The 20,303-nt window shown below is 43.1% G+C and carries 15 protein-coding genes and 2 riboswitches; of the genes, 5 read left to right on the top strand and 10 right to left on the bottom strand.

What is annotated here, in order from left to right:
- Positions 1 to 53: 53 nt before the first annotated feature.
- The 7 genes from QZ995_RS11225 to QZ995_RS11195 all read right to left on the bottom strand — a co-directional run bounded on the left by QZ995_RS11225 (position 54) and on the right by QZ995_RS11195 (position 10,051).
- Complete coding sequence (locus QZ995_RS11225; RefSeq protein WP_301806705.1) at positions 54 to 1,970, bottom strand: heavy metal translocating P-type ATPase; 1,917 nt, start codon at positions 1,968 to 1,970, stop codon at positions 54 to 56.
- Between the two features lie 269 nt (positions 1,971 to 2,239).
- Positions 2,240 to 3,442 carry an MFS transporter gene (locus tag QZ995_RS11220; protein WP_301806704.1) on the bottom strand — a complete coding sequence of 401 codons (1,203 nt, stop codon included), beginning with the start codon at positions 3,440 to 3,442 and terminating at the stop codon, positions 2,240 to 2,242.
- A 60-nt stretch (positions 3,443 to 3,502) separates the two neighbouring features.
- Positions 3,503 to 5,632, bottom strand: coding sequence for an ABC transporter ATP-binding protein (locus tag QZ995_RS11215; protein WP_301806703.1), 2,130 nt, complete (start codon positions 5,630 to 5,632; stop codon positions 3,503 to 3,505).
- Positions 5,629 to 7,392, bottom strand: coding sequence for an ABC transporter ATP-binding protein (locus QZ995_RS11210; RefSeq protein WP_301806701.1), 1,764 nt, complete (start codon positions 7,390 to 7,392; stop codon positions 5,629 to 5,631). Before QZ995_RS11210 ends, QZ995_RS11215 begins: the two co-directional genes overlap by 4 nt.
- Positions 7,393 to 7,463: 71 nt before the next feature.
- On the bottom strand, positions 7,464 to 8,015 hold the full coding sequence (locus tag QZ995_RS11205) for a GNAT family N-acetyltransferase (RefSeq protein WP_301806699.1): 552 nt from the start codon (positions 8,013 to 8,015) through the stop codon (positions 7,464 to 7,466).
- Positions 8,016 to 8,137: 122 nt separating this feature from the next.
- Positions 8,138 to 9,364, bottom strand: coding sequence for an S-methyl-5-thioribose kinase (gene mtnK / locus QZ995_RS11200; protein WP_301806697.1), 1,227 nt, complete (start codon positions 9,362 to 9,364; stop codon positions 8,138 to 8,140).
- A gap of 24 nt (positions 9,365 to 9,388) precedes the next feature.
- The gene (locus QZ995_RS11195) at positions 9,389 to 10,051 is read right to left on the bottom strand and encodes a DUF1722 domain-containing protein (RefSeq protein ID WP_301806696.1); all 663 of its coding nucleotides are present in this window, start codon (positions 10,049 to 10,051) and stop codon (positions 9,389 to 9,391) included.
- A 10-nt stretch (positions 10,052 to 10,061) separates the two neighbouring features.
- Positions 10,062 to 10,185: riboswitch (SAM riboswitch) on the bottom strand.
- 224 nt (positions 10,186 to 10,409) lie between these two features.
- Positions 10,410 to 10,539: riboswitch (SAM riboswitch) on the top strand.
- Between the two features lie 85 nt (positions 10,540 to 10,624).
- Here QZ995_RS11195 and QZ995_RS11190 point away from each other — a divergent pair.
- Genes QZ995_RS11190 through QZ995_RS11175 form a run of 4 tightly spaced genes read left to right on the top strand, consistent with a single transcriptional unit; the run spans position 10,625 to position 13,738 of the window.
- Positions 10,625 to 11,839, top strand: coding sequence for a 2,3-diketo-5-methylthiopentyl-1-phosphate enolase (locus tag QZ995_RS11190; RefSeq protein WP_301806694.1), 1,215 nt, complete (start codon positions 10,625 to 10,627; stop codon positions 11,837 to 11,839).
- On the top strand, positions 11,836 to 12,513 hold the full coding sequence (locus tag QZ995_RS11185; RefSeq protein ID WP_301806693.1) for a 2-hydroxy-3-keto-5-methylthiopentenyl-1-phosphate phosphatase: 678 nt from the start codon (positions 11,836 to 11,838) through the stop codon (positions 12,511 to 12,513). The genes QZ995_RS11190 and QZ995_RS11185 overlap by 4 nt, the downstream gene beginning before the upstream one ends.
- Entirely contained in the window at positions 12,510 to 13,169 is a 660-nt protein-coding gene (locus QZ995_RS11180; protein WP_301806691.1) for a methylthioribulose 1-phosphate dehydratase, read from the top strand. Before QZ995_RS11185 ends, QZ995_RS11180 begins: the two co-directional genes overlap by 4 nt.
- A gap of 56 nt (positions 13,170 to 13,225) precedes the next feature.
- Positions 13,226 to 13,738, top strand: coding sequence for a cupin domain-containing protein (locus QZ995_RS11175; protein WP_031411594.1), 513 nt, complete (start codon positions 13,226 to 13,228; stop codon positions 13,736 to 13,738).
- 191 nt (positions 13,739 to 13,929) lie between these two features.
- Here the strand turns inward: QZ995_RS11175 and QZ995_RS11170 are convergent, their stop codons facing one another.
- The 3 genes from QZ995_RS11170 to QZ995_RS11160 form a co-directional block, all read right to left on the bottom strand.
- Positions 13,930 to 14,991: a copper amine oxidase N-terminal domain-containing protein gene (locus QZ995_RS11170; protein ID WP_301806690.1), complete on the bottom strand. Its 1,062-nt coding sequence runs from the start codon at positions 14,989 to 14,991 to the stop codon at positions 13,930 to 13,932.
- A gap of 157 nt (positions 14,992 to 15,148) precedes the next feature.
- Entirely contained in the window at positions 15,149 to 15,934 is a 786-nt protein-coding gene (locus QZ995_RS11165; protein WP_301806689.1) for an endonuclease/exonuclease/phosphatase family protein, read from the bottom strand.
- A gap of 1 nt (position 15,935) precedes the next feature.
- On the bottom strand, positions 15,936 to 17,570 hold the full coding sequence (locus QZ995_RS11160) for a PTS transporter subunit IIBC (RefSeq protein ID WP_437124730.1): 1,635 nt from the start codon (positions 17,568 to 17,570) through the stop codon (positions 15,936 to 15,938).
- 356 nt (positions 17,571 to 17,926) lie between these two features.
- Here QZ995_RS11160 and QZ995_RS11155 point away from each other — a divergent pair, with 356 nt between their 5' ends.
- Positions 17,927 to 20,290, top strand: a complete 2,364-nt coding sequence (locus QZ995_RS11155; protein WP_301806686.1) for a glycoside hydrolase family 31 protein — start codon at positions 17,927 to 17,929, stop codon at positions 20,288 to 20,290.
- Positions 20,291 to 20,303: the final 13 nt, after the last annotated feature.

The raw sequence follows: 20,303 nt of genomic DNA, 5'->3' as shown, positions 1-20,303 counted from the left end.
ATAACCTGAGCGTAGCATTATCCCTTGTACAGCTTCCATCTGCTCTTTTTCAATCAGACAAATTTATTTACAGATTGAAGCTTTCCTGGATCAGCAGGATACCCGGCTGATGAATGTGCTCCATGATGCGGAGAAGATGGATGCGAATTTTTAGGTGTAGATAAAAAACCGATTAGTCTGGCAGAGTTTACTACCACTAGTACCGAAGTAATATTGTGAACGAACGCACCAAATACAGGGCCCAATACGCCTAATAAAGCAAGGAGGATAGCAGCGCTGTTAATCGCTGTAGAAATGATTAGATTTTCCCGGATCACTTGTACTGCCTTTTGACCCAAACGCATGACATCGGCAATTTTACGCAGATCATTTGACATTAATACCACATCAGACGCTTGCGCAGCAATTTGGGTACCGTGCACGCCCATCGAAATCCCTACATCCGCTAGTGTTAGCGCTGGGGCATCATTAATTCCATCACCAATCATCGCTACCTTGCGACCCGCTTTAAGCTGGCGCTCTACCTGTATATATTTCATGTCCGGCATTTGTTCCGCATACACCTGTGTAATTCCCAGTTGCTCCGCCATAAATCGCGCCGCACCCTTGTTATCTCCAGTAACGACCGCTACCTCAACACCTGCCTCTGTTAATGTTTCAACCGTTTCCCTAGCTTCAGGTCGAAGCTGATCTGATACTGAAATGAGTCCTAGCAGCTTGTGCTCGGAAGCAATAAGAACATTCGTCTTTCCTTCCTTTTCTTTCGTAGTAAGCAAGCCTTGCACCTGCTCAAGACCTATTCCGAGTCCCTTAATAAAGAATGGATTCCCCACATAGATGCGCTTACCCTCAACAATCCCCTCAATTCCGCTGCCAGCATGCATGATGAAGGATTCTACGGCAGGAAGTTCTAATTCCCATGTTTTAGCTTGATGTAAAATAGCTGTAGCAATAGGATGTTCCGAATGCTGTTCCAAGGCCGCCGCCCAACGCATCACCTCTTGGGCACTATTCTCCGCGTGGGCAATCCCGGCAACGGACAATGCTCCTTTTGTTAACGTACCTGTTTTATCAAATAAAACCGTATTAATTGAGCCTAACTGCTCCAGTGCTACACCGCTTTTAATTAAAATCCCGTTTTTTGCTGCGTTTCCGATCCCTGCCATAATCGCAGTCGGAGTAGCCAATACCAAGGCACAGGGACAAAAGACGATTAAAACGGTCACAGAACGCACCATATCGTTTGTAACAAGATACACAAGAATAGCCAATAATAAGCTAGCCCCGACGATCCATACCGCCCATTTATCCAGCAAACGTTGTACAGGTGCCCTCTTCTCCATTGCCTCCTCTACCAATCTCGTTACCTTAGCAAATGCTGTTTCTTCACCAACACGAGTGGTTTGAATTTCTAGGGATCCATTTGTGTTGGCAGTGCCTACGAATACTTCATCCCCTTGCCGCTTCTCAACAGGCAAGGACTCTCCTGTTAAAATTGCCTGATCAATCGCAGCCTGACCAGCTACTACAATTCCATCTACTGGTATCTTCTCACCCGGTTTTACCAGAACCAGCTCACCTACTAGCACTGAAGCTGCTTTTGCCTCAATCCACTGTCCCCCTCGCATGACCCTGGCTTGTTCAGGAGTCATTTCTACCATTTCCTTTAAAGCCGAAGTGGCTTTGGCCACTGTTTTCTCTTCTAGCCACATTCCAATCATCATAATAAAGGCTACTTCAGCCGCAGCTAGTAGCTCCCCAATACAGGCAGCCGCGATGATTGCAATCGTGACCAGCACGTCGCTATTCAAACGCCGTTGTTCCCATAATTCCTTACCCGCTGTAATGGCAATGGGTACCCCACATACCACAATAGCAATCCAAGCAGGATCAATCCCCGCGATGCTGCCCCATAGCCAACTAATCAGAACACACACACCTGACAGAATCATCATTCCTTTTTGTAACATCCCAATCACCCTTCTTTCTTTTTTGGTTTGAAATTTACTTTGTTGAGAAAGAGAATCATACTTAAAATTCCCCTAAAAACAAACGAAGCTGCTACCCGAAGGTAACAGCGTTCATGCGGCTTTATGCATTTTTCCATAGGTGAATATAATTGAATAAGGCAAACTTTTTAATAATGATTACAATCATAGTATAATTCTTTTTTACATGCGTCAAGGACAATTTTGGAAAAGAAAAAAGACCTAGCTGTCATAGCCAGGTCTCGTTTATCCTATTTCATTTCCACTCCTTCAAACTCTTGAACCGATGTAGTCCGCGCTTTCTCTGGTCGGAAGAAAATAGCTGCCAAGAAGAAAACGATAAACATAACACCCATCGCCACAAAGATTGAGGTTGGAGAAATGTAATTAATTAAGAATCCATTAACACTAGGTGTAATAATACTTGCTACGCTAAAATTCATGCTTGCAATAATTCCCGCAATCGGAATTAAGCCTTGTGGCAGGATATCAGCACAATAAGCTAATCCTAGCGAGTAGAATGAACCCACCGCTGCTCCTGCAGAAGCTAATAACAGCATCATTAGCGGTACAGAGGATGTTGCCAACGGGAACAGCATAAACGCGATGCAACCAATTACGGCACAGCACATCATGACTTTTTTGCGTCCTACTCTGTCACTTAAGGTTCCAAGTGGCAACTGCAGGAATAAACTACCTACTACAAAGGATGGCAAAATAATGGAAACCGATTCTGCCGAAATTCCCGTACGTAGGGCCGCAATCGGAAAGCTGCCGTTTAGCGTTGTTTCCATAAAACCGTATAGGAAAGCTGGAATCAAAGCCAGCCATGTCATTTGGATGACCATCTTGTATTTTTCTCTTGATTTAACTACCTTTTTCCCACCGTTTGCTTTTACTTCAGGTGGGTAGGCGTTACGAATTTGCAACAGCATGAAGAAAGCCACCAGATTACACGCAACAAGCGCCATAAAAGGTGCCCACAAGCCAAACGGCATTAAATTAATGGCTAAAGGTCCTACGCTAAAACCAGCTCCATAAGAAAGACCGTATAGCGAAAGATCACGCCCACGTCGCTCCGGTGTAGATGTTGCCGTCACCCAGATCTGGCTGGTATAATGCAGAGCAGAATCGCCCATTCCCATTATCAAGCGGAGGACAAACCATACACTAAGCGATGTAAACAATGGAAGTAACAAAGTGGAGAATGTCACCAGAACAAGCCCTATAAATAGACATGTCCGATAACCCCATTTGCGTAAAAAGATTTCCATCAATGGCGACATAATGAACATTCCGACATAGAGGGCAGCAGCATTCAAACCGTTAGAAACAGCAGAAATGCCGCGTTCCTCTAACAAGATAGCTAGCAAAGGAAGCGTCAATCCCTGAGTAATACCAGCAATAAAGACCACTACGAGCAATGTTGTAAAAGTAAAGCGCGAAGATTTCATGTATGCGATCTCCTTTCCATTAGAAGATCATACACCGTATCCCTACTCTTCCACAACCCTCTACTTTTTCTCAATTTGCTTTAGCGGCTTTCCCTGCTGAAGCTGATACATCTTATAGTAGATGCCCTGCTTCTCCATTAACTCCTCATGGTTCCCCTGCTCAACAATCTCTCCCTGCGACAACACCAATATAACATCCGCATCCTGAATGGTTGACAGTCTATGAGCAATGATAAAGGTTGTTCTTCCTTGCGCTAGAATCTTTAAAGCATCCTGTATCGCCGATTCTGTTTCACTATCAATACTAGCTGTTGCTTCATCCAAGACAAGAATGGCTGGATTTGCTGCTAACGCTCGGGCAAAGGAGATCAATTGACGTTGTCCAGATGATAAGGTCGCGCCGCGTTCCACGACTTCTTCATGATAGCCTTTTTCTAATTGAGCAATAAATTCATCGGCATGTACCGCTTTTGCCGCTTCTCGCACCTTTTCCTCATTAATAGTATCTGCATAGAGTCGAATGTTAAATGCTACATCCCCGGTAAAAAGAAACGGGTCCTGCAATACCATTCCTATATGTTGACGGAGTGAGCTGGAACGAATAGCTTGTAAATCGATCCCATCAATTGTAATTCTCCCCTTCTGGTACTCATAAAACTTTAACAATACATTCATGAGCGAGCTCTTCCCCGAACCCGTATGCCCTACTAATGCGATCGTCTGACCTGGTTCGGCACGGAAGGAAATATCCTTCAAAATATATTGATCGTCATGATAAGCAAACCATACATGATCAAATACAACTTCGCCCTTTGGCCGCTCTATCTGTTTTTTGCTCGTCTCTTCTATTGCTTTTGTATCCATGATTTCAAATACACGTCCCGCCGAAACAGATGCCTGCTGTAAATGGGCCATGCGCTCCATCACCATATTAATTGGTTCAAAGAATCTGGTAACATAATCAACAAATGCATATAAAACCCCGAATGAAATAACTCCTGTTAAAGAAGCAGCGCCAAAATACCAAATGACCAGGGTCAGCATGATCTTCTCTAGCAGATCGACAGCCGGGCGCAGCAGCAATGCCTCGTAGTGATTTTCTTTCTTCCTTCCTATAAAATAGGCCTGATTGATGTTGGCAAATTCAGCCTGAATCTCTTCCTCTTTTCGGTAAGCCTGCACGATAGGCATATTATGGATCATTTCGTTTAGCATCCCATTTAGTTCACTTAGCTTGGAACGAATGATAATAAATAATTTTGAAGAGTATTGCCGATAGATTTTAATTAAGAGTAGCAAAATAGGAACAAATACGATGCAGGCCCAAGCTAATGTCGGCTCCAATATAAATAAGGCGAGCAGGATACCAACCACAAATACACCATTCTGCACAAAGCTGGCCATAACGCTCACATAAAGCTCACGCACTGCCTCCGTATCATTTGTAATTCGAGAAACCATAGTACCTACAGGTGTTTTGTCAAAAAAGGAGATCGGTAGCTTCTGTAAATGAGTGAATACATCAATACGCATCCGCTGTATGATACGTTGCGCAATCGTTTGCAAGCTAAGTAACTGAATATAATGCAAGCCTGCTGACAGAAAAATTAAGCCTGCGTAGCCGCCTAACAAGCCGAACAAAGGAATGTAATCGTACGTATAAAGACTTTTTACCTCCTCAGGCGTCAACAGATAGCCTGTGGTTTGATCTATTTTGCCTTTGTTCTCCACCTGAATGCGGAACAATTTCCGTTCCGATTGGGCGGGGGAAACTAACGAAAAAGTTCGCTTTCCTTCAGTAGATACTGGAGGCGATACTACATAATATTCTTTATCCTGAGCAAGAATTTGTGCTGGCTGGTACTTCCCAATATCCGTTCCTTCATACCTCCAGTCTTCTCGAACCAATCCAGAGGCCTGCATAGCTGGCAAGGGCAGGGTCACGCTCTTCTCGAAAGAATTTGCTGAATCTTGGGAGGAATCATCCTGTTTTACCAAATACCAATTTTTCTGGATGCTTAAAATATGGTTATCTATCGCCAGCTTGGCTATCAACGGCCCCGCTAGATCGGCCGCTGTTCCTACGATTAACAGCAACAGTGCGACAATGATTTTGCTTTGAAAAGGCTTTGCATAATAGATTAATCGCTTCGATACCCCTTGTTTGACTTCGGCAGTAGTATGAATCACTCCACAATCCCTCCTTCCGCTCCAGACACCTGCTCTTCCATCTGCTGACGGCGATATTGCTGAGCGTACCAACCGTTTTTGGCCATTAGCTCGCTATGGGTACCTTCTTCTACAACCTGCCCTTCATCTAACACAAGAATATGCTGAGCATGCGCAACAGCAGACAAGCGGTGGGCCGTAATAATCGTGGTTTTTCCCAAACGTGCTTCACGTAAATGTCGAATGATTTTCTCTTCCGTTCTGGCATCTACGGCTGATAAGGAATCGTCTAATATCAACACTTCCGCCTCAGTTAATAGGGCACGAGCAATAGAAATTCGCTGCTTTTGACCACCGGATAACATAACTCCTTTCTCGCCAATGACTGTTTTTAAACCATGTGATAGGTGCTGTAAATCAGTGAGCATCTCCACTTGGCGAAGCACTTGCTCCACATCAACGTCATTGGCCTGTGTCACGCCAAACGCTACATTGTCTTTGACCGTGCGAGAAAATAGCATATGCTCCTGCGGAACGTAGGCGATTTTTTTACGCAGTGTATGCAAAGCGATTTGTTCGATAGGAATGCCAGAGAAAAATATTTGCTTTGATTCAACCGGATATTGATGCAGCAGGATTTTACACAAGGTCGATTTACCGCTTCCTGTTTTCCCAACAATCCCAAGCGTCTCCCCGCTGTTTAGCCTGAAGGAAATATGTTGCAATGCCGGTCGATGTGCTTTCGGATAAGTAAAGGAGCAATCCCGCATCTCTATCGGACCAACAGGCACATCTGTAACAGCATCCGCTATATTCACTACATCAGAAGGCTCATCCAATAGCTCGTACAAACGTTTAAGCGATGCACTCCCCCGTTGTAAAACATTCATTAAATATCCAAATGCGAACATAGGCCAAATCAGTAATCCAAGATAAAGCTGAAAAGCCACTAGCTCCCCTAATGATATCTGACTGCTAATCACCAATATAGAACCGTAGCCTAGGGCAATTAAAAAACTAAAGCTAATAATGATAGACACAGTAGGCTCAAACAACGCGTCAATTTTTGCTACATGAACATTCTTCTTTAAGGCATCCTCGCTAACAGCCTGAAATGCTTCTACATCCTTTTCTTCCTGCACAAAAGAACGCAGAACGCGTACACCAGAGATCGACTGCTGCACATGATCGTTCATTTTTCCAAACGCTTCTTGTGCTTGATAATAGCGCTCATGCAACAATTTACCGTAATAAGCGGTAGACCAAGCCAAGAACGGCATGGGCAGCAGGGCTGCGAGTGTTAGCTTCCAATCTACCGCAAACAGCATGATTCCAAGTGTCAGCAAGGTCATGCAGATGGAATCAACCAGCGTCAGCACCCCTATACTGGCTGTTGTTTCGATTGCTGGAATATCATTCGTAGCAATTGCCATTAAGTCGCCTGTTCGATGACGCCCAAAAAAGCTGGGTGACATTTGATTTAAATGCCGAAAGAAGCGATTTCGCAGGGTCTTTTCTAGCGTGAGTGAACCCCCAAATAATAAAAACCGCCACAAATACCGCAGTGCATATAACAAAATTCCGATCCCTACGAGTATCCCAACCGTAGTTAGTAATCCTGTTTGGGTGAGTAGTCCATTGCGAATCTCGTCGACTAAACTGCCGATAACGCGCGGTGGCAATAGCAATAAGATATCAATAATAATCAGTACACTAATGGCAAAAGCATATCGCTTCCAATGCCTTCGAAAAAACCATGCTAATTGCCGAAATGAACCCACTTTCCAACACCTTCTCTCTTTCTAATCCCAAAATTCAGTCAATTATAAAATGGGACTTCTAGCTTCCCTCTCTATTTTTCGCTGCTCCATTCCTGCTGTAGCATTCCATATACAGCATGATCCACGTAATGATCGTACAGCCATTCATTTCCTCTAATAATTCCTTCTAATTGAAACCCAAGCCGCTCAGGGATAGCACGACTTTTCTCGTTTTGTACAGCGGCTGCAATTTCTGCCCGATGTAAATTCCACTTCCCAAATACCAAGTAATCAAGATATGCCTCAACTGCTAGCGTCATGATCCCCTTCCCCTGAAATTCAGCCCCCAGCCAGTATCCAATTACCGTTTTACGATGATTCCATTCGATAAAATTGGCGGCAACTCTTCCTGCAAGTTGGCCTCGATACCAAATCGAATAATGAGTTCCCTGCATATTTGCTGCCTGTTGAATGGCAAAACGAATATTATTTTCCGAATCCTCCACATCTCGCACATTATCCAGCCATGGCAAAAACTCACGTAAATAATCTCGATTTTTTTCTATTAAAGCAAAGGTGACTGCTGCATCCTCAATGCGGACTTCCTTTAGTTCCAAATCAGGCGATATGACGATACTTATCATGCTTCTCCCCCTTTTTTTGTCCCTGTTTGATCCAATAGATTGAACAATAATTCTCTAAAAAACAAAAATCACCTGCTTGCCCTGTTTAGCAGGACAGCAGATGACTCTGTTTTATTGCCTCTTTACTTTTGTAAGACCTGCTCCCGTTCAACCGTAATCTCTCGCACGATCGCCGTTATATCTGTAATTTCTGCAAAATGCTTACGATTGAGAATGAAGGATTGGCCGATCTCTAATGCAAGTCTTTCGGCTTCTGCTCGAAGCTCCTCCTGTTCAATTCTATTTAAATCAGCTACACCCGCCAGTCCAATCACGCGTCTTAGGATTTTGCACCCAGCGTATCCCGCCGTATCCTGTAAGACCTGAGAAACATAATCCTGCCAAAAATCCGGAACATGCGCACTGCGCTCCTTCGCTTTTTTGTGCCACAGACGAACGAATTGCGATACAAACTCATTCCAGACGTTTTCTATCGTATCCAATAAATAAAAACGATACTTCTCCCGTTTCTTTATGTCCGCTTGTAGGCCGTGCTGACCTGCATAATTTAAGACAAGATTAGCGATGACAGCCCCAATGTCAAAACCTATTGGCCCATAAAAAGCGAACTCAGGATCAATCACCTTTGTACTCGTTTGGGTGACAAAAATACTGCCTGTATGCAGATCACCATGCAACAAAGCTTCTGCTCGTGTCAAAAAGCCGTATTTCAGCTTAGCAATTTCTCGACGTAATGCGTGGTTTCCCCATATTGCTTCTACGTCTTGGCGGATAAGCGGATTAAAATTGTTGGTCTCATGGTCCTCATAAGGATCAGTAAATACAAGGTCTTCCGTAATTTTACATAGCTCTGGATTAATGAACCTGCTCACATTAGCCTTTTTAGCAAAAGGATTCATTCCAAGATCAGAGGTAAAAAATAAGGTATGAGCCAGAAAAGTTCCAATATGTTTAGCGAAATGCGGGTATATCTCTCCCTCAATAAGGCCTGTACGAAGAAGCTTATGATCACCTGCATCCTCCATAATCGTCAAAGCCAGCTCCGAATTGTGATGGTATACCTCAGGCACTAAATCCCCTACCAGCTCTCGCTGAATTTTGAGCGCTTCTGCTTCAATCCGAGATCGGTCCAGCGTTAACGGCCATGATTCACCAACCACGCGAGCATAAGGCAAGGCCTGCTTCACAATGACACTTTTACCGGTCGCTTCATCCGTTATTCTAAAAACCAAATTTAAATTGCCATCACCAATTTCTCGGCTAACAAGAGACGCATCTTGTGTAAAAATCGTTCCCTGATTCTGTACGTATAAAATGGACTCTTGAACCGATAACGCTTGATAACCCATCGCTTTTCCTCTCCTTTTATCACTCTAGTATCGGTTGATGTATTGATCGTAATGTGCCAGAGGATGGACGATTCCTCCTAGATTGGCTAATAAGCGATACTTGGTTAATTGGTTAACTCGATACACGCCGACCCGCTCCCAAACTTCCGATGGCTCAAGAATCTTCCACTGCCCCAAATCCTTTGCAATAAAAAAATCCTTGCCGCGAAACCGAATCCATGTATGACTGCTAGGTGCCTCCGGTGAAAATATACGCGACCGCGACAAATAATCGTCACCATATTCCATAGCAAGCAAAAACAATATACGATGGGCTTCCTCCCAGTTCCTTTGCAATAAGACATGCCAGGAGCCGCTTTCTTGTTCAGTAAGTTTTCCGCGAAGATGACCGAATGCATGACTTAAGGCATTACAGGCATTAGTTGATTCAATAGGCAGTTTTCGCATCTTCTGAAATTCATGTAATAACTGTTCTGCAAATATACTCCAATCGCGTTCTCCTGTTTCGCGAGACGTTTTTAATTGATCCCGGAATGCTTGTGATATTTGCTTATATTTTTGGTAACACCTCATCATGACCCAATACTTATGCTCTGCCCATATCTGTTCACACCATGCTTTGCTTACCAAAGAAAAAGAAAACCTCTTTTCCGAAGAAAAGAGGTCGTTTTGACATGCCATATTCATAAAACGTTCCCCCTTATCTACCAGAATTTTAAATGTCTCTGCAGGAATTAGCACCGTGCACATGCCAGGTTAGCGGCTATGTGTCGGTTGCTGGGTTTCATCGGGCCAGTCCCTCCACCGTCTCTGGATAAGGTATCCATAAGTATATGTAATTGTAGGTGAACACAGGTTCCTGCCCTGCGCAGCTAAAGCCTCATAAATGAATCGTTAGTAGAAATATACACAGGTAAGCCAGTTATGTCAAACAATTTATTAAACTCAGTTTTTATTTATAAAAAGGGTTGACGCCTGTTACAAAAAGGGATAAGATGATCTCCAAGAAACAGCTTCTATTTTGACAATTACAACAATTACCCAGCTCTTATTGAGAGAAGGCGGAGGGACTGGCCCTATGATGCCCGGCAACCCTCGCATCGGGATAAACGATGCGAAACGGTGCTAAATCCTACACATAATCGTGCTGTATTGATTTATGTGAGAGATAAGAGAAGAAGATCTGTCTATCGGACGCCTCCTTCTCTTGAAGGGGGCGTTTTTTAGTTGATAAATTCTCTACCTATAAGGAGGTCATCCATGAGTACAGATCGAATTCTCGTAACCTATTTAACCCAAGCAAAGGATTTACAAAAGAAAGCGGAAGGTATTGCAGTTGGTATGACAGTAGGCTCATGGACGGACCTTCCTCTGGCAAAACAGGAGCAGCTGCGCCCCTATTTAGGCGAGGTAGCAGATGTATCTCCTCTTGAATCCACCTCATCAGGTGAAACACGAGGTTATATCACAATCAGTTATCCAACAATATGCTTTACACAAGATATCCCTTCTCTTCTTACTGGGGTATTCGGCAAACTATCAATGGACGGAAAAATCAAGCTGGTAGACATTCAGCTTCCTCCTTCTTTTTTGCAAGGCTTTCAGGGTCCAAAATTCGGCATAAAAGGGATACGGGAAATAACGAGAGTGCATGATCGTCCTTTATTAATGAGTATTTTTAAGTCATGCACAGGTTTGTCATTAGAGGAACTAGAAGTGCAGTTTCGTGCCCAAGCAGAAGGCGGCCTTGATTTGATTAAAGATGACGAAATTTTCTTTGCTGATGATAAAGCTCCATTTATCCAACGTATCAGACGCTTCAAAGCCATCTCAGATGAAATTGCGGAACAAACCGGCAAGCCTGTCTTGTATGCCGCTAACCTTACAGGACCTAACTCGCAGCTTATTGAACGGGCGAAGCAAGCTGTCGATGCAGGTGCTTCCTGCCTTTTGTTCAATGCACTTGCTTTTGGCTTAGATCTCCTGCAACGTCTGACAGAAGATCCAGACATTCAAGTGCCAATCATGGCACACCCCGCACTTGCTGGCGCCTATTATCCTAGTCCTGATTACGGCATAGCTGCTCCGCTCTTGCTCGGTAATCTGTTGCGTTTAGCCGGGGCTGATTTCGTGTTATTCCCTTCTCCATACGGAAATGTGGCATTAGATAAGAGCGAGGCTAATCAGCTAGCGAATCATTTGGTTGAGGATTACGGCACCTTACAACCTGTCTTCCCCGTTCCATCAGCAGGTATTCATCCCGGATTGGTTCCACAGCTGTACGCTGACTTTGGTCTGGATCAGGTTGTTAACGCAGGCGGCGGCATTCATGGACACCCGCTCGGAGCAACTGCAGGCGGTCGAGCGTTCCGTGCCGCTATTGATGCATCCGTGAATGGAATCAGTCTTACAGCAGCAGCTTCCGACTCTAATGAACTCCGACTCGCGCTAGAAAAATGGGGAGGTTCTGCATGACAAAACAGCTTGTGCTTTTTTGCGATTTCGATGGAACAATTACGGAAAAAGACAATATTGTGGCAATCATGCGCCACTTTCATCCCCCAGGCTGGGAAGAGTTAACCGAACAAATTTTAACGCAACAAATAACCATTAGAGAAGGGGTAGGAAAGCTTTTTTCCCTGCTCCCCTCTTCACTCGAACATGAAATCACCCAATTTGCTGTAGAGAATGCCCGCATTCGCCCCGGCTTTGCAGAGTTTGTGGATTATTGCCGGCAAGAAGACGTGACTCTGCTCATTACAAGCGGAGGTATAGATTTTTTTGTTCATCCGATTCTTGCTCCGTTTCAGCTCGATGGCCCCATTTATTGCAATGGCAGTGATTTTAGCAATGAGAGAATAAAAATTACGTGGCCGCATACCTGCGATGAGCATTGCCAAACAGATTGTGGAATGTGTAAAACTACCATCATTAGAAGCTATGATGCTACCGCCTATACACGTGTTGTCATTGGGGATAGTATCACTGACTTGGCAGGGTCTCGAATTGCTGATTTTGTCATTGCCCGTTCCTTCCTGCTAGAAAAATGTAAGGAAGAAAATTTATCACATAAACCATTTACTACTTTTTATGATGTGATTTCAATTATTAAAGCCATTAGGGCCAAACAGGAGGGGATTGTGCTATGACAACAACACTTGAACAGCGTACCGCCGCTTTTAAAAAATTAGATGAGATAAAGCTAACGTTTGCCAGAAGAGATTGGTTTCCGGGCACAAGCGGGAACCTCTCTATTAAAATCAGCGATGTGCCCTTACAATTTGCTGTGACCGCCAGTGGCAAAGATAAAACCAAACTATCTCCAGAAGATTATTTGATCGTTGACGGCGATTGCAATTCTGTAGAGCCTACCAATTTGAAGCCCTCTGCGGAAACATTAGTGCATGCTGTTGTCTACCAAAGCACTCCTGATGCTGGCGCTTGCTTTCATGTGCACACGATCGCCAACAATGTGATTTCCGAGCTGTATGCACAAAAGCAAAGCTTTACTATTCATGGTCAGGAATTAATCAAAGGACTAGGAATTTGGGAAGAAAACGCTCTTCTTAACGTCCCGATTGTGGAAAACCATGCAGATATTCCCACTTTAGCAGCGGCCATTAAAGAGGCGATCAAGCCTGATGTACCCGGCGTGTTAATCCGCAACCACGGAATATATGCCTGGGGTCGTAATGATTTTGAAGCAAAAAGACATATAGAAGCTTTTGAATTTCTATTTGAATATCAACTGCGCTTATTGCAAGTAGGTAATTTATCTGCAAAAGCGTCCGGTATTGCCATTTAATTCAGTCCGACTAAACAAATAATTCATAATATTGCAACACAAGGAGGTCCTTCTTCATGGCAAAAGTACGTTTTCACGATACCAATGAATATATTGAGGATAGAGAGGCAGTTCAGGCTTTTTTAAACTCGCAGGATGTTATTTATGAATATTGGGGTGTAGATCAATTAGATCCTGCTTTGCGAAATAATTACGCGCCAACTGATGCTGAAAAACAGCAAATTTTAGATACCTTCCAAAAAGAGATACAAGATATTAGCGAACGCCGCAACTACACCACTGCAGACGTCATTGTCCTAAGTGACAAAACACCAGAGTTAGATAAAAAATTAGAGAACTTCGTCAAAGAACATCATCACACGGATGATGAAGTCCGCTTTTGCGTAGATGGTCATGGTATTTTTGCCATTTTAGGCACAGACGGTCGCTACTTTGATGTGGAGCTATCCCCCGGCGATTTAATCTCTGTTCCATCTTCCTATCGTCATTACTTTACCTTAATGGAGGATCGGAAAATTATTGCGATTCGTCTGTTTGTAACTCCTGCTGGTTGGGAAGCAATTTACTAGGAGCTTTATGAGGGAGGATATCAAACGAACATAGGGATATAGGTAAAGCTTACCATTAAACTATTATATTAGTTTTTCCACCGCATAAAAAAACGCTTGGATCATCCGTCCAAGCGTTTTTATACACTCCCTATTCAAGCCCAAGCCACCATCTCCATGCATCTGTAGCTATCTACTTAGGCTGTAGCTTTTTATTTAGGCTGAATCAAAGACTCCTGCTCAACCACGATTTTCATCGCCTGTCCAATCGCTGGTAGGCTCTTTGTTGTCATAGGACCATAGAATCCATAGACTTTTGCCCCTTTACGCAAGTCCTCTGCTTTTAATGGACTATTATCCTTCGCATCGATAATCGGGGTATCTTTTGCTAGATTTAGCGCAATCATCTCAAAGGATTGGTCGTTTAACTTCTCTCCTTTAATCACTACCTGAATGGTTCCATCTGTTAATGTTTTCGCTTCAACGACTTCACCAGCCGTTCCTAAAACCTCAGGAGCAGCCATTTTATCATTTACTACGATTTTCACTGCATTTGTCATAGGCGGAATGCTCATAGTCATAGCCAGACCATGCTCAACTTCAATTTCTTGACCCAATTTCAAATCGGCAATGGTCAGCTTTTTACCATCCTGATTAACGATGCTTGTCTCGTCGGTGATGTTTAAACGAACACCGTTTGTAAACCCATTCACCATGATAGCTCCTTTAATAGAAGCATCCTTTTCGTCAATAGAGATGTTAGTAATACTGCCTTTTTTCGTAACCCCTTGAGCTTGTTCTTGTTCGCCAATTTTTATTGTCCCGTCATCCTCAACAACTACTTGCTGATGAAGCACTTTATCAAAGAAGGAAACTGGCACGTAGGTTACTCCTGCTTTTGACTCGGGAGCTGATCCTAGCTGCACATACATTTTATTTACATTGTATTGATCTTTCCCCACCGCAACTGCTGTCCATTGCGCTCCTTTTTGCAGTTCAGCTCTCTTCGTTTCTGCATTCCAGCTAACCTTATAGCCGAGTTGATCAGAAATCGCACGTAAAGGAATCATTAGTACGTTTTGTTTATTTGCGTATACGTTTAACTTCTGATCGACTATTTTACCATTTACATAAATAGCGTGTTTAGATGCTGGTTTTGTTTGTACAAGATTTGTTTGTGTTAGTTGAGGAGTAGCGGCATAAGCTGAAATGGAGCTGGTAGCCACCACAGCGGTAACCAGAGCAGCACTTAACATTTTGAAAGTTTTATTCATTGTGGATACCTCCATTTTCATTAACAAAATTTCCATTTTGCTTGATTCACACTCTTTGACGAGGTGTTTTTCACAAACGTTTCAGGAAAAGATAAAAAAAATAAAAATAAAAAAACCAAAACCCGATTGTTAGTGAATCGGATTTTGGTTTTTGGCATCAAATCATGACATCTACTCCAAAATGATCTGATATGACTGGCTTATTGGTTCCGTTAAAAATGACTTTTGATTCCTGGACAGAGACAGGCTGATTAACCCAGATATAATCGATCCGCAAGCCTTCCTGATTTTGATCCCATCCGGCTATCTTCCCTTGAACTGTACTGCCCTCATCTTGGACCTTTGCAAGCAAAAACGTATCGTACCAGCCCTGCCCTTTTACCATGTCATAGCCTTCCCCTCTCACTTTGGCATGATTATTAAAGTCTCCCATCAAGAAGGTAAGTTCATTTTTATCCGTTCTCTTCATTAAACGTTCGAACTGAGCATGAAAGGGCTCCTCTTCATCCTCCCACCATCCGAAATGACAGGAAAAGAATGAGATGTACTTCTGATGATACTCCACGGTCGCTTTGATAACCTTGCGGGTTTTCCAATAGGACGTATCTGTATGTTTGGATACATAAAATGCGTCCTGCTTCCTAATTGGAAGGTTGGTCAGCAAAGCTACCCCTTCTTCGTAAACCTCATAGCCGATATGGCAAAACTCCCAGACCATCCGATAATCGTCTAGCCCGCGCTTCTGAAGCTCTTGTAATAAAAGATAAGCATAGTTATCCGCCTTAATGTGATCCTTTATCACTGCAGCTTTAATCGATTGGCTAACCTCCTGCAAAGCTATAGCATCGTACGCGTGCTCCGCTATGGCATCCGCTAATTCCTCTAGCTTTTTTTGCTGATTAGATTCCTGCCACGAATGACAATTCAGTGTTAGTAATCTCATATTAGACTCCTAAATAATCCTGAACACTTGATTTAATTACATCCGCCTTGGGACCGTACACAACCTGCACTCCCTTGTCTTTTAAAATCAGTCCAAGCGAGCCTGTCTTTTTCCACTCTGATTCTTTAGCCACATCTTCTATATTTTTAACTGTTACTCGCAGACGTGTCATACAAGCATCCACATCTACTATATTATTCTGTCCACCTAATAGCTGAACAATCGATTCAGCAACACCAGTAGTGGTTTTCTTCAATTGCTCTTGTTTTGCAGAGGGCTCTTCCTCATCAGTATAATTTCCAGCACGCCCTGGGGTTGGGAAGTTAAACTTTTTGATCAAAAAATGAAAGACAGTGAAATTCAATCCAAAGAATACGAGGCATGTTACGGCAAAGTTGATGATATCCTGTATCATTCCTGCCCGTATCGCCATTGGTGTTCGTGTTAACAGCTCGATGAATCCAAAGGAATGTAGGCGCAGGTGAATAAAATCAGCCATCGCGAAGCTAAGTCCAGTCAAAATCGAGTAAACCACATACAAAAGCGGTGCAGCGAACATAAACATAAATTCAATCGGTTCTGTTACCCCTGTCAAAAATACCGCCAAAGCGGCAGAGAAAAACATGGATTTATATTTTGGACGTTTCTCGATGTCCACATGACGATACATAGCTAACGCGATGCCAAGCAATGACGCCGTTGACAAAATCATCTGACCTACTTTAAAACGAGCTGGCGTTACACTATTTAGCAATTGATGATAAGCAGCCGTATCACCTTGAGAAAGTAGGTTGTTCAAATCAGCCACCCAAGCAAGCCACAATGGATCTTGCCCCGCTACGACCTGACCTGCACTGGTACCGGTAAGCAATGTGTATGTACCGCCAAGCTGGGTATAATTAATCGGAACAGTCAGCATATGATGCAATCCAAATGGTAGCAGCAAACGCTCTAGCATTCCAAAGATAAAGGGAGCAATGACAGGTGCTGAATCCTTAGAAGAAGCAATCCATTTTCCGAAATCATTCAAAATTCCCTGAATAGACGGCCAAATAGAAGACAAAATGATAGCGGTTACAGCCGACCAAAAAATAACGACAAACGGAACAAATCGCTTCCCATTAAAGAAAGCTAACGATGCCGGAAGTTTATTATAATCATAGTACTTATTAAAGATAACGGCTCCTAGGAATCCAGAAATAATACCAATAAAAACACCCATGTTAAGTGCAGGTGCCCCTAAAAATGAAATAAAATAATCTTTCACTACTAACTCTTTTCCAAATAAGGAGGAGACCGTAGCGTCAGGGCTTGATAGCATATCCCCGCTTACTCCAAAAATTGCACCCGTAATCCGATTGATTAAGATAAAAGCAATCAGTGCAGCAAATGCGCCGCCTGCCCGCTCCTTTGCCCATGAGCCACCAATGGCAACTGCAAACAAAATATGAAGATTACCGATGATAGCCCACCCTATTTCTTCCATCACGTGGGCAAATCTGACAACAAAGGTTACATCTCCGCCTGCCATCGCAATCAGCTTGGCGAGAGAAATCATAATCCCCGCAGCAGGCATGACAGCAACTACCACTAAAAGTGCTTTCCCAAGCTTTTGCCAGAAATCAAAAGATGCCATGTTTCTCACTGTGACTCCCCCCTGAATAACGTATATCATTTATTTCATCAACCTAGTGAAATCGTTTGCGCAAAATCATTGTAATAAAAACGCTTTCATAAAACAAGAGAAATTTTATAATAGTCCCCCTTTTTGTCCCAAAAATAAAATCGCTTGTACTTCTTAACGAAAACACGTTCATTACAACCATTTATCCCGCCATAACCTAAATGAAACGCGGTCACTTTAAGAGAGCGACAATAAAATACTTGAAAATAACCTTGCGCAATCGGTTGCGCAATTAATTGATTGAAAATATAATGATTGTGAGATTCTTTCAAACATGCGGTCAACCAAAGAACAAAGGAGGTTTTTATATGCAAGATACCAGTTTTGCCATTCATCCTGGAAATGAACAAGCAAGCAATTCGACTCACTACTATGACATTGGCGCCTTATTAGACTATGAAAAAACTGATCTCTTCCACTTTCGCTGTGAGCGCGGTTGGGTTAGTCTGTCTTTCTATGCAGATGATATTGTACGGATAACTATGAAACCGCTATCAAGACCGACTTTAGAAAGCAGCTTTGCCCTCATAAAGGCTCCTCAGGATGTCAATCCAATATGTGAGGACCATGACCTGCATCTACTGATTAAAACATCTGGGCTCCACCTAAAAATCACCAAAAATCCTTTTCGAATTTCCGCCTATGATCCTCTGGGACGATTGCTTGTAGCAGAGGGCGAGAGAGGAATGACCTTTACACAAAAACAAGAAATTATTTGTTTTAAAGAAATGGATGCCGCCGACCATTTTTACGGATTTGGCGAAAAAACAGGCTTTCTTGATAAACGCGGTGAAAAAATGACAATGTGGAATACAGACGTTTTTGCTCCGCATAATCCAGAAACTGATGCTCTCTATGAATCAATTCCGTACTTCATGACAATTCGAAATGGTTTTGCACATGGAATCTTTTTTGATAACACGTATCGCAGCGTTTTTGATCTGAAATCCAGTCAAACCAGCTATTCCTTCGGGGCAGAAGGCGGCGAATTGGATTATTACATTCTGGCAGGGCCTACTCCAAAGGATGTTATTACTCAATACACGACATTAACAGGCCGCATGGACATTCCCCCCAAATGGGCACTTGGCTATCATCAATCACGTTACAGCTATAAAAATGAGCAGGAAGTCCGGGAACTGGTAAGAAACTTTAAGAACAAGGAAATTCCAGTCGATGCGATCTACTTGGATATTCATTACATGGACGGATACCGTGTATTTACTTTTGACTATGATCGGTTCCCGCATGCCCATTCGCTGATTCAAGAATTAAAAGCAGAAGGAATCAACATCGTTCCCATTGTTGATCCAGGTGTAAAGCAAGATGCGGAATACCCTATCTATCAAGAGGGAGTGCGGGAAAATCGCTTTTGCAAATATCTGGAAGGAAATATATATGTAGGGGAAGTATGGCCAGGAATCAGTGCCTTCCCTGACTTTTCCAATACGAATGTACGGAAATGGTGGGGTCAGAAGCAAAAATTCTATACTGACATGGGCATTGAAGGTATCTGGAATGATATGAATGAGCCCGCCGTTTTCAATGAAACCAAGACTATGGATTTATCAGTCATACATGAAAATGACGGAAATCCAAAAACTCATCGTGAATTACACAATATCTATGGGCTCTTAATGGGTGAAGCGACTTATACAGGCTTAAAAGAACTGTTAACTGGAAAGCGTCCGTTTGTGCTGACCAGAGCCGGATACGCTGGTGTACAGCGTTATGCTGCTGTCTGGACAGGAGATAATCGAAGCTTCTGGGAGCATATGCAAATGGCGATGCCTATGTGCATGAATCTTGGGTTATCCGGAGTGCCATTTACCGGACCTGATGTTGGAGGCTTTGCACATGATACTACGGGGGAATTGCTGACACGCTGGACACAGCTCGGAACTTTTACTCCCTATTTCCGAAACCACAGCAATCTTGGTACAGTGGCACAAGAGCCATGGGCGTTTGGAGAAGAAGTGGAAACGATCACGAAGAAATATATTGAACTGCGTTATAAATGGCTTCCGCACTTATACACGTTGTTCCGTGAAGCACATCAGACGGGTCTTCCTGTAATGCGCCCGCTTGTATTGGAATATCCAAACGATCCACATACATCCAATCTGTCCGATCAGTTCTTGATTGGTGAGAATGTTTTAATCGCTCCAATCACTAGACCGGCAACATACCATCGCGTTGTTTATCTGCCGGAAGGCACCTGGTATGATTACTGGACAGACACTAAATTCGATGGCGGTAAGCATATCATGGTTTCTGCCCCGCTCGATACCCTGCCGATTTTTGTGAAGGAAGGGGCAATTATTCCGGAGGCACCAGCCAAATTATCCACTAAGGTCCCTGACGAACAAATCATGATTCACATCTATCCAGGTCAGCAACAAACAGAGTATATCCTGTATGAAGATGACGGAAGTACGTTCTCCTATCAAAATAATCAATATCTAGAGAGAAAAATTACTTGTCACCACGATGAAAATCAAGTAGAAATAAACATAGAGGACATTCACACAGGTTACTCTCCTTCTTGGAAATCTATGATTGTCCACATTCACGGAGTAGATACGATGAAAACCATCTATGTAAATGGTCAAGAAATGACAGGCTCCTATTTGAAGGATAAGCAGATCTTCACATTTGAACTAAGCCAATAATTATGCAAACAGT

Source organism: Brevibacillus laterosporus (assembly GCF_030489605.1).
GTDB lineage: Bacteria > Bacillota > Bacilli > Brevibacillales > Brevibacillaceae > Brevibacillus_B > Brevibacillus_B laterosporus_E.
This window is presented reverse-complemented; position numbering and strand designations above follow the sequence as displayed.